This is a genomic window from Pseudomonas sp. TS_SC_3, from assembly GCF_056156225.1.
In genome coordinates this window covers 1,046,389-1,057,632 of the sequence record NZ_CM149586.1, presented here as the reverse complement: position 1 = coordinate 1,057,632, position 11,244 = coordinate 1,046,389, and the positions used below count along the sequence as shown (strand labels likewise).

Here is an 11,244-nt window from a genome sequence, read left to right as displayed (position 1 = left end):
CTGTTGGCACTGCTTTGGTGGGTTATGCCGCGCTGCGGCTAACCCACCCTACGGGCCACTATGCTGCGGGGGAATCAGACCATCACGGGGCCTTCCGCCAGCTTGGCCAGCAGCTGAGCCTCAATCTCCGCCAACCATTGACGTAGCTGCGCTTCGTTTTCGAAGGTGCGTTTGGGCAAGCTGACATGCTGAACCTTGGGCTGCAGCAGCTTGACCGCTTCCTGGCGGGCGCTTTCAAACTTAGCAGCCAGGCTATCTTTACGATCAGTCCACTGCTCCAGACTGGTGGTTTCCAGGCTGTCGATAACTTCTTCACGGCTACCGAGGCTCAGCGCGTCAGGCTCCACCAGACCACGGCGAGCCAGCAGCTCATTCTGCTGAGCAGCAGAGAGCTGCTGCCAGTGACTGTCTGCCACCAGCTCAGCCTGGCGCTTTTGGTATTCGGTTTGGAAGGCGCGGAAGTGGTGGTTGATCGCCTCACGCAGTTGGCTGACGGTGGTGCTGATCAGGCTCTCGAGCGGATTGGGCTCGGCCAACAGGCTGCGATTGCTCTTGATGGCATCCACTTCGCCACTGAGCTTCTCACTGAAGGCCAATCCCTTACTGAGACGCAGCAGGGTTTGCAGCAGCTCCCAATCACTGCGGCGGGCACGCAGCTGTTCAGCCAGACTGCGCCAGGCGTCAAGCAGCGGCTTGATGGCGTCTTTGTTATCCAGCACCAACTTGAGTTGGGTGTTGCCACTCTCTCTGGCAATCTCATCGATCAAGCTGGCGTTCGGACGCGCAGGCGCCGGTGCCTCACCGCCTGCTGCGTGGTGCAGCTCGCGGGCCAGGTTGATCAGTGCCGGCAAACGGGCCTGCTCTTCACCTGGCGGACAGTCGATACCCAGCGAGCCGATCAGGCCACGGATCTTGATCAGATCCACAGGGCGAATCGTCACCGTCTCCGGACGGAAGGTGCTTTGGGTGAGTTTCTGGCGTTCCAGAGTTTGCGCCGTCAAGGCATTGCCGCTGGCATCGGTGGCACGCAGTACGCCCGCTGCGACCAACGCGAACAGTGCGCCATCAATTGTGTCCTGCTGCCAGCCATAGGGAGCAGCAGCAAACTGATCGCGGATCTCGTTACCTTTCTTGGAGGCACCGATGAAGCGCAGGATCGTGGCACAGACCGGGTGCTTTTCGGCATCACCACTGAAACCAACGGCTTCCAGGGCGTTCTGACCGCCGTCCTTGCGGGCGCGGTCGTAGACCTTGGCCCAATGCGGGCTGTCGGTCATATCGAATTCACGGTACAGCCGTACCACGGAAGCTTGAGCGGCGGTTTGAATGCGCTCGGCAATGCTGTTGCCGTCAACTTCCGCACCACCTGCTTGCAGCAGCTGCACGCCCGAAAGAATTTCCTTTAGAAGCTGGTCAACCTGCTTCTGTGCATCGCGCTGGCGGGTCTCCATCGCCTTGCGGGCATCTTTGCCCGCCTCGGTATTGGGCATGCCGCGCAGGCTCAGAGTCGCATCGGCGGCTTCCTGATGGATGATGGCGTTGTTCAGCTCGGAACGATTGCGCGCTGGTATATAGAGGTAAAGCGTCGGCAGATCCGGATTGGCTTTACGCGCCTCAGCCAGGAAGGATGACTCGTTCAGGCTCCAGCCGTCCTGTACCCAGAGGTAGATTTTCTGGTTGGCGTCTTTGGGCACTTCTGCATCGAAGCAGGCAATGACCTGGCGGTTCTCTTTGCACGCCCCCTGGGTGACACGGACCTTGGCCAGTTCGGACTTAATCTGCTTGTGTAGCAGGTCAATCCGGAAATTCTCGACACGCTGCATGTTACCGCGCAGGTCAGCCTCCTGCTGGCGGAATGTGTCGTACCACTGAGCGCTTTCTTGGGTTTGCAGGCGGTACTCGACACCAGCACTGGTCTCCATGGCCATCAGTTGACCATTCTTAGCCATGGCCTCCAGCTGAACCGGGATGTGCGCGCGCAGCTCGTCTTTGCCCTGGTTGAGATTGTCGAGCAGAAGGTCAGCCAGCATGTCGGCTGTGGCGCGTACACCACAGTCGGAAATCGGGTCTGTATGCAACTTGCCAATCAGCAGAATCAGCGAGAGCAGACGCGACTGCAGTTGCTGGTCGTCATTTCCGGCGGACAGCTCGGCAATGCGTTCGTAGTCCTCCTTAGAGATGACGCCGGTCTGCAACAGATTGGGCGCGATCTGCTGGTAGATAAAGTCGCCGGGAACGATATTGCCCAGCTCCTTCTCGGCCGTGGCCTTGGCGGCCTCGTGGATGACTTTGAGCTGGTTACGCAGCTGCGAAACAGTGCCGGTGGTATCAACAATACGCAGCACCTTCTCCCAGAAGCGGCGGCGCACGGGCAACAGCGGGTAGTCGGCCAGCATGACCTTCTCGTCATCCTGGTGATACTCCACCTTGGTACCGCGCAGATGACGGGAGATCTCGCCTAGGTGTTTGGTCAAAAGCGCCTGTAGACCGGCACGAGCGGTCTCGACCTTCTGCAGAATGACCTTACGGATGACCGACTCCACATCGGTGTCGCTGAGCATGATAGGGATCTGGAAACGACCCATAAGGCGCATCAAGTTCGGCATACCGGACAGCGCATTCTGGCCGGTCGCAATGAACAACAGACGATTACCGAAAGCAGAGTGTTTGCAGCAGGTCTCGACGACCTCCTGGATCATGTGCGCACGGTCTACATCGTTACCCACATATTGCTGGACTTCGTCGAGCACAACCAAGGCTAGCGGGAACTGGCCGTCGCGATCCAGCGTATCTGCGATGGCCTGAACCATTTGATCGTTGGTCACATCGGTGACTGTCGGGAATTGACCTTTGAGCAGTTGATGCACGCCCTGAGCGTCGTTAGCCATATCTGGGTAGGCCGTGAGCAAGGCATTGGCAATCAGTGGAGAGACGTACAGCTTGCTCAGCTCACGCTCCCAGGGTTTACCGGCATCTTCTACTGCCTGTTTAACGGCATCGAAGTAGCCTTGCTCTCTCAACCAGAGGACAAATCGAGCTTGGTGGTACTGCTCCGGCAGACCCGCTGACTTGAAGATGATGCCCAACAGGGCTAGGCGCACATTGTTGTTCGCACCCGCACCGAGCGTGCCGGACGCAGCATGCAGGCCACCATAGCGACGCGACTGAATGCTCAGCTCTTTGAATGCGTCTGCAACGTTCTGCGGCAGGTTGGCAATATGGCGCGCGGTAAGGCCGTCCGGGAAAGCCTGGTCGACCCACAGAGTGCGCAGCATCTTGGCCATGTGCGACTTACCCGAACCGAAGAAGCCGCTGATCCATACACCCGGCTGCTCATGATTACTGCCCAGGTTGCGCAGGTAGGTGGATAGGATCTTGTCCATACCGGCCTGGTACTCACCTTCACAGACGAACGTCTTGAGCTCATAACGAAGAGTGTTGAGCGCCTGCTCGGACAGATCATCCTTCACTTCGGCGACACCGTTGTTGGCCAGGCGGTTTTCCAGCGGATCGTTCAGGTAGATTTCGCGGTTAAGCATGTCAGTCCCTTAAAGCAAAACAGTCAGTTGTCAGCCGTAAGCGGCGTGGCGTGGTAGCCCCAGCCGTCACGGGCGTCCAATAAGCGATAGGTGTTGTCGATGTACTCACCCGGGAAGAGCACCAGCAGCCTACCGGGCACATGTGCAGAGAGCGCTTTGACGAAGCCCGCGACTGAGCCGAAACCAAACAAGGCACCGCTGCCAATCAGCGCTACGAGGGTGTTCTCGTTAGCTTGGTCACCCAGCTGCTGCTCCAGTCGATCTAGAAGGTCCTGAATGAAATCGGGGTAGTTACCGATCAGATCGCTGGGGTCAGTGAAATAGGCATCCCGGTACTCTTCTGCAGCCATCCACTCGGGAAATGCATTGGTGATATCCAGCGCCAGCCAGGGGTGGCCAGCGCCTTCAGTGGCCACTTTGAATTCTTCGATTCGCGCACGCAGCTTGAGCTCGTCTTCCTTGTGATAAACGGCAAATAGAACGCGCTGCTCGTCAGCCAGCCCCGCTTGCCAAGGCAGGCCGATATGGCGAGCGTAGTTTTTGATGAGCTTATTGAGGCGACTACTCATGGAGCCAGGCCTTCTCAGTGGCGGTGAGGAAGTCGGGGAACCCAACTTCAATGACTTCACCCGATTGTTTGAATGTGATCAGCCCACGCAAGGATGCCGTACGTGCAAGCTCTATCAGGCGTTCAACTCGACAATCCAGCAGCTTGCACCACTCACTGGAGAACAAGCGCTGCCCGCTCAAACCGTTGAGGTAGGCCTGAAACAGGGCATAGGCGACGTTCACCTCGGTTACCTGTGGCTGCGCCCTACTCTTCTTGACACGCCCACGGAGAAACCCGGCTTGAGTCCAGCTGCCGTTGATGTTTTGCGCATAAGACTTGAGCGACGCGGGACTGAATCGATTGGGATCTTGAGCAGCCAATGCCGCCTCAGTTTGTTCACGCCGCAGAGGCTCACCAGGCTGTAGCTCCAACATCAGCGGAACAGAAACGCGGAACAGTGGATCACGAGCTGCAGCGAGTTGGAGCGCGAGCAAAGGCTGCGCCTCTACGCGCACATCCCAAAGCTGGCGAAAAACGCGAAACAGTGTGATATCGGGCGACAAACCATAGAGATCAACCAAGTGCTCAGCCGTTAGCTTGCGCGCTCGACTGGTCGGCTTGTCCAGGCAGTTCAACTCTGTGATTTGCTCACGATACTGCGGTCGGCCATCGCTGGCCTGCGTGCAAGCGAAAAGGCTGCGCAACTCCGGCAACATCATGGTGCGGGAGTCATGCGCTCCGCTTCTGCCGAACTTGAAGCCGAAATTGATCAGAGACTGCTGATTGGTCATGGCATCACTTGTGGGTTCCCAGCTCACAGCACCCGCTGAACGGGTGTTGAGGGAGGGAATGATCTGCAAAGCTGCCATTATCTCTGACTATCCAATGTTGGTCTTGCTTCAATCCGTTAATCGTCAAGCTTGATATCAGTTCGACATTAACCCGCATCCTGCCTAATCAGCCAGGAATTGTCATCTGCCGCGACTCAAGCTGCTTGGTGCTGCGATCGACGTCGATGGTGGTGAGCTCCAGGCTTGCTGACGCAGAAGTCAGGGCTTCTGTGCCCAACAGTCACCACTGCGCCATCTACCACAACCACATAGACGTTCTGGGCCTTCTCGGCCAACTGCCGTTCAGCCGAGGAGAGCTTGAGCAACAGCCGCTTCAACCGCGCTCGGTCGAAGAAGTACACCTGCGCTCCACGATTCCAGGTATGGCATCCAAAATCGAGAAGCCACTGAACCTGCTGCTGCCGAATACCGCGTTGACTGCATCGTTGTATGGCATGTGTGGTGTACTCCATTACCCGTCTCCTCTGCGCTGTGACAACCCATCCTGTTTGAATTAGGCATCCCTGCCAGTGGCCTTCATCCAGCCCATTCAGTGGGCATAGCTGCAGGATATGTCGCTCAACTGGACACACCAATAATGGGCTTTCATACAGGTCAAGTATTCAGGCAGGTCGGCAGCCTCTAGAGATGCTGTCGATCAAAAACGGAGCAGCTCGCCAGGGAACCCGTGCGGATTGATGACGCGTTCAGTTCAACCCGGTAGAGGTGTTGAGTCTCTAGGGATGGTCTGAAAAAGTCCTTTCTCGAAAAATGCAGCTCAGCAAACATGAGGGTTTCAGAGCAGCGATTTCGCGAAACAGGGACCTTTTCAGAATTTCCCTAGCTTTTGAATAACGGAATTGTCGTTGCGTAGCGCGCTGGCGCAGCGCACCACCTGTGATCTGATGGGGCAGTAGTGCAGAGTACGGCCCAGTACAGACTCTGCCATTTGCAGGGAATCACTGGTACACAAAGCCGGAGAAGCTGGCCTGTGAGGGCTCAAGCCTCTTCGTCATGCTTGACGCGGTACTTAACAAAGGCGATGTACTTCGCAAAGCCGAAGTTGATTATGGGCTTGCGCTCCGAGCCGGCAAGCCATCCCATGACAAGGAAATAGGCACCCTCGAGCTCATCCAAACTTTTGAGGCGGAACGCCTTCAGCATTTCCTCTTCAAGGTTCTCATCTCTGACGAGCAGGCTTGGTTCGGTACGGTAATCCCCGCAGTTGAGCCAGACCTCGCCCTCCTTCCGGTTGACGTTGGTGACCAGCCCCCAGAACAAGCGAACCGTACCGAGTTCGATCCCAGCAAGATGTCGCTGATGGGAGAGCAGCTTACGGACTTCCCCTTCCAGAGCGACTCGACCACCGTCAGTTGTGATCCGGATCGAAATATCATCCTCTGGGTAGTCGGGGCTCTTGATCAGGCACGACAGGATCTGCCGGAGTGATTTGTTGATCGGGTAGTCTGCAGCGTTTGCGTATTTCCGCTGTAGCACACCCCATGGAGAATCGACGGGCTGCCGTTCTCTGGGCTCTGGTACCAAGATTTCCTGGGGTTTGCGCTTATCTAGATCGACATTGATGCGCGTAGTATCTGTACCCTCATCTGGCTCAGCCCCTTCATCATCAACAACCAGTACCACCGTCTTGATCTGGCAACCGTCTTGGTGGTGCGCGGCGAAGCAAGCAACACGCTCCCGACCGCCACTGACTGAACTTCTTACGAACCAGGCACTGGCCTCGCACTCTGAGCACTCGATATTGCCCGCGTACTTCTCGACATCCTGCTGGTACTGAAATGGCGTCACGGGACTCTGATCAAGACGGTAGGTAACAGATTGCATTCACACTCCAGATGATTGCTGCCCAAAAGCCGCTGCCGCAGCGGATACCCCGAAAAATATGTAGCCTTTCGAGATACATCTAGCGTGTTTACCTGTACAGGTAAAGTTTTCAAGCAGATGTCTTAGCAACGCAGGCCACTTGAACGGTTGATCGTTCTGCAACCTAGTTGAGACTCGCCAACCATGGGCGAACGATCGCCTTGCGCTCATCCAAGCTCAGCGTGGCCACCCCGCCCTTCACCAACGCTGTCTTGTCACCGGTATGGGGGTTGGTAACGTAGGTGCTGATGCTGGGTAACGTGTTCGGGTTTGCACTCCACCGAAGGTTAAATGTCGCAAGTCTGGGAAACCAGAACTGGCTGGCATACGGCAGGTTGTCGTGAATCCACCAGGCTAACGGCGTCCAGTCCTTGCGTTCCTCATACCAGGGCAGCAATGCCGGCACTACGATGCAGGCAGTGGCTCCCAGGTGGCCATCGGCATCCGGGTAGTCCCAAATGTGGGCGGCGTAGTTGCTTTCGTTCTTCGCACAATTGTTGCCGTCTTCTGCCCCCTTGGTATTCACTGCCGGGGAACGATATGCCGAGCGAATGGCTATTCGACCGAAGCGCTCTTGCAGAGGCTCCAGCAACTGTTCGCATAGCTGACGCCCTGCCTCGATGGCGCGGTCGGGGAAGTCAGGGATATTCGGGATACCGTCGATCTGGCTGATTTCCGAATAGAGAAAATCGCGCATGAAAAAGCTTTTGGACAGCCTGACACGCCCCAGTTCTTCGAGGGCACTTACGGTTTGTGGCTTTTGCATACTCGTCATTCTCGACCGGCGATCAGATGCGCAGAAATTTTGCTGAGGGCGTCTTCCCGGTGCTGTGCAGCCCGAATATTTCGCGGATGACTCGTGCGGTAACACAAGGTATTGCCCAGATAAAACTCCCACAGCGCCTTCTTTTCCAGCACGTGACTGCGGTCGATCAACCCATCCAGGGATCGTTTCAGGTCCGCGTCATATCGCCATCCCGTAACAAATATGATCGACTGAGGGCGTATGACCCTCAACTGCTCACGCAGCAAGTGCATAGACAGCTCCTGCACTGCTGCAAAAGACGTGGAGTCTTTCTTGGGCGAGCCTTTTTGATAAGCCACCGCGAATAAATTACCCCAGCCGATTTCCTCACGCGGGCAGCCAAGCTTTTCCGCGGCATATTGGTGAAAGCGCCCAAAGCAGGATCGACCAGGCGGCACATCTAGATACGCCTGGTGCTTACGCATGGAATCCTCAATGTAGTCTCTCAGATCCCCATCATGGATCCGATTGAAAGAACCATTCCAGGCACGCGTCTCCATACCAACGATCATGAGCCTCATCGGCTTTTCTGCTGCCGAGGGCAAGAACACTCCAGTCAACCCACCGCTACAGCCATCAAACTTGACAAGCATCTCTTGGCTAAGTACCGCTTGGTAGGCATCCCCAAGACGCTGTTTTATATGCCCCGACTGCATTAAGACTACTCCCTGGCTACCAACCTCGACGGGCCCGAACCATAACTTCACCGCCCCCATTCGGCAGCCAGACGACAGATGGTCTGGACTGCTCCAACCGCAAAATTCCATCGCGGCAATTCTGCTCCTGACATCGCGCTCGATAGATGATCAGGTCATCCAGAAGAGCTAGTGCAGAGGCTTTAAAACCAGACGCCTCCAGGGTTTCAAGATCAGCGTCCGAAAAGAAGAAGGAGGCTGCATCGAGTCGATTTTCAGCAGTCACGCTATGGAACACGATTTCCCCGTCCACAGCGGTCCCCTTCAAAAACTGCTCGCACAGTTGTGCCAACCGAAAACTCTCGAACGCAAAGTCGTACGACTCCCGCACACACTACCCCCTGTGCCCCGATGCGCTTACTGTGTCAATTCGCTGGGCTCATGCTCAACCAAGGCCAGTTCAAGATCTGCTCGGTCCACCCAGGTTTCGTCCAGCTCACCTCTAACTGCCACACCCAACTGACGGAAGTCGCTGACCTGTTTGACGAGATTGGCCTTGCCGCTGACCAGTTGATCACGCGCCTTGCGGTAGGCGTCCTGGGCCTTGTCCAGGCTGTTGCCGATGGCATCCATGCTGCCAAGGAAGGTGCGCAGCTTGTCGTACACCTTGCCGGCACGCTCGGCCAGCTCGGCGGTGTGTTTGTTTTGGTCTTCGAAACGCCAGAGCTGGCGGACGATGTTGAGGCTGGTGAGCAAGGTGGTCGGCGTGGCGACCAATACGTTCTGCTCGATAGCTTTTTGGAACAGGGTTTCGTCCGCCTTAAGCGCCTCGACGAAGGCCGACTCGATGGGTACGAACATAAACACCATTTCTGGAGCATTCAGACCCGGTAGATCGAAGTAATGGCGATCAGACAGCTCCTTGATTCGCTGCCCTACAGCGCTGACGTGCTCGGCCAGGGCCAGACGACGCTCAGCTTCGTCTTCGGCATTGATGTAACGGGTGTAGGCGTTGAGCGAGACCTTCGCATCGATAATCAGGTGCTTGCCCTGCGGCAGGTAGACGATCACATCCGGGCGCTGGCGACTATCCTCGCCATTGATGCTGACCTCGCGCTTGAAGTCTCGCCCGCTAACCAGACCGGAGCGCTCCAGCACGTTTTCCAGCACCAGCTCGCCCCAGTTGCCCTGAGCCTTCTTCTGCCCTTTGAGCGCAGTGGCTAGGTCATGTGCTTCCTGGGTAATCTGCTGGTTGAGCTCCTTGAGGTGCAGCAACTCTTGGGTCAGCGCGGCCTGCTGCTGAACATCCTTGTGGTGGATGTCTTCGACCTTGGTTCGGAAGCCCTCGATCTGTTCACGAAAGGGTTTGAGCAACGCATCCAGAGACTGCTGGCTGTGTTGCGAGAAGGCTTGGCCTTTGGCCTCGAAGATTTGCCCAGCAAGCTGCTCGAACTCCAGCTTGAGCTGATCGCGGCTTTCCTTGAGCAGCTGCTGTTGCTCGGCAAAGTGCTGCTGCTTCTGCTCCAGGCTGCTACTGAGGGTGGCGTGCTCCTTGGACAGATTGGCGAACTTATCCTGCATCACCTCATGGCTGTTCTGCAGGCGCTCATGAGACTGCTTGAGCTCAGCATGTTGCTGCAGCAATTGGCCGTGCTGAGCACGCGCTGCACTGGCCTGGCTTTGCACCTCCGCAAATCGGGAAAGCTGTAATTTCTGCTCATCGCGCAGGCCAGCGAGCTCCTCTTGGGCAAAGTCCAGCTGTCGCTGTAGCTGTTCGGCATGGGCTTTTTCTGCTCGTGCGGCAGCCGTCTGCTCACGCAGATCAGCTTCTTGCTGCTGACTCTGCTGCTGCAACTGCCCTAGCTGTGGCTGGTAATGCTGCAGAGTGACCACGGCTTCTCGACGGCGCATGATTTGCCAGAACAATGCCAGTGCCATCACGCATACCGACAGCAGAACGATACCCGCTACTCCCCAAGACATTCCAATACCGTTCACGATGCTTCTCCTTTTCGTGGCGGTCACTGCGCCAACTTGAATGACGCCATCAGAATATGTAGCTTAAGACGACGCATCCACAGTGTTTACTCGTACAGGTAAAGTTTTCGAGCAGATGGAGAGGCCATGAAACGCAAGCAAGCAATCGAATCCGTGCGCTGGGATCTGGCGCTGCGCTACCGACTGATCGAGACAGTCGCCTGGTGGGAAGGCCGCTTGACCACAGGCCACCTGATGCAAAGCTTCGGCATCAGCCGCCAGCAGGCGTCGAAGGACATCAACTCCTACATCACTGACTACGCGCCGAAGAATCTGGAATACGACAAACATTTGAAGGGGTATGTGCCAAGCCGCCACTTCAAGCCACTGTTCATTGACGACAGAGCCAGCGCTTACCTGCATCTGCTCAATCAAAACTACGAGCGGGCGCCTCATATCGATGGACTGGCCCTAGCCTATGCCCACACCGAAGTACTGGGCGTACCGGATCGATCTGTTCGCCCAGAGGTGTTGCGTCCCCTGCTCAAAGCCTGCCGAGAGGGGCTGCGACTGGAATGCGAGTATGTGTCTTTCAGCACCCCGGACGTTGAGACCAGGTTGATTGCTCCACACACCCTGATCTACACAGGTATGCGTTGGCATGTACGTGCTTACTGCGAGAAGAACCGGGACTACCGGGACTTTGTGCTAAGCCGCTTCCGTGGCGAGCCCGGACTAATGGACGATTTGTCAGAACACACCCGTAACATGGATAGCGGATGGAATACGGAGCTTGCGGTAATGATTGTGCCCGACTCGCGCCTGAAGCCCGAGCAACGCACCATCATCGAGGCCGACTACGGCATGCAGGACGGCCAACTGCTGATCGAAACCCGTGGTGCGCTCGTGCAGTACGTGTTGCAGCGCTACCAGATCGACCCAACCAAAGTGCACGCAAAGCCAGAAGCACAGCAGATTGTGGTCGCCAACCTCGATGAGCTGAAGCCTTGGCTATACCACTGAC

General features: G+C 56.6%; 9 protein-coding genes. 1 reads left to right on the top strand and 8 read right to left on the bottom strand.

The genetic code is table 11. The features are described 5' to 3' along the window. Nucleotides 1-74 precede the first annotated feature (74 nt). The 8 genes from brxC to AC0J6G_RS05245 form a co-directional block, all read right to left on the bottom strand. A complete protein-coding gene (gene brxC / locus AC0J6G_RS05280; protein ID WP_475251961.1) occupies nucleotides 75-3,539 on the bottom strand; it encodes a BREX system P-loop protein BrxC in 3,465 nt (1,154 codons plus the stop codon). 23 nt (nucleotides 3,540-3,562) lie between these two features. Then, complete coding sequence (locus tag AC0J6G_RS05275) at nucleotides 3,563-4,108, bottom strand: BREX protein BrxB domain-containing protein (protein WP_475251959.1); 546 nt, start codon at nucleotides 4,106-4,108, stop codon at nucleotides 3,563-3,565. Next, complete coding sequence (locus AC0J6G_RS05270; RefSeq protein ID WP_475251957.1) at nucleotides 4,101-4,880, bottom strand: hypothetical protein; 780 nt, start codon at nucleotides 4,878-4,880, stop codon at nucleotides 4,101-4,103. Before AC0J6G_RS05270 ends, AC0J6G_RS05275 begins: the two co-directional genes overlap by 8 nt. Before the next feature lie 1,038 nt (nucleotides 4,881-5,918). Then, nucleotides 5,919-6,764 carry a hypothetical protein gene (locus AC0J6G_RS05265; RefSeq protein WP_475251955.1) on the bottom strand — a complete coding sequence of 282 codons (846 nt, stop codon included), beginning with the start codon at nucleotides 6,762-6,764 and terminating at the stop codon, nucleotides 5,919-5,921. A 163-nt stretch (nucleotides 6,765-6,927) separates the two neighbouring features. After that, on the bottom strand, nucleotides 6,928-7,569 hold the full coding sequence (locus tag AC0J6G_RS05260; RefSeq protein ID WP_475251953.1) for a peptidase M15: 642 nt from the start codon (nucleotides 7,567-7,569) through the stop codon (nucleotides 6,928-6,930). Nucleotides 7,570-7,574: 5 nt separating this feature from the next. After that, nucleotides 7,575-8,264: a hypothetical protein gene (locus tag AC0J6G_RS05255; protein WP_475251951.1), complete on the bottom strand. Its 690-nt coding sequence runs from the start codon at nucleotides 8,262-8,264 to the stop codon at nucleotides 7,575-7,577. Between the two features lie 16 nt (nucleotides 8,265-8,280). Beyond that, nucleotides 8,281-8,556, bottom strand: coding sequence for a hypothetical protein (locus AC0J6G_RS05250; protein ID WP_475251949.1), 276 nt, complete (start codon nucleotides 8,554-8,556; stop codon nucleotides 8,281-8,283). 104 nt (nucleotides 8,557-8,660) lie between these two features. Next, a complete protein-coding gene (locus AC0J6G_RS05245) occupies nucleotides 8,661-10,241 on the bottom strand; it encodes a DNA recombination protein RmuC (protein ID WP_475251947.1) in 1,581 nt (526 codons plus the stop codon). A gap of 126 nt (nucleotides 10,242-10,367) precedes the next feature. On the opposite strand from AC0J6G_RS05245, the gene AC0J6G_RS05240 reads away from it, so the two are divergent. Beyond that, nucleotides 10,368-11,243: a helix-turn-helix transcriptional regulator gene (locus AC0J6G_RS05240; protein ID WP_475251945.1), complete on the top strand. Its 876-nt coding sequence runs from the start codon at nucleotides 10,368-10,370 to the stop codon at nucleotides 11,241-11,243. Nucleotide 11,244: the final 1 nt, after the last annotated feature.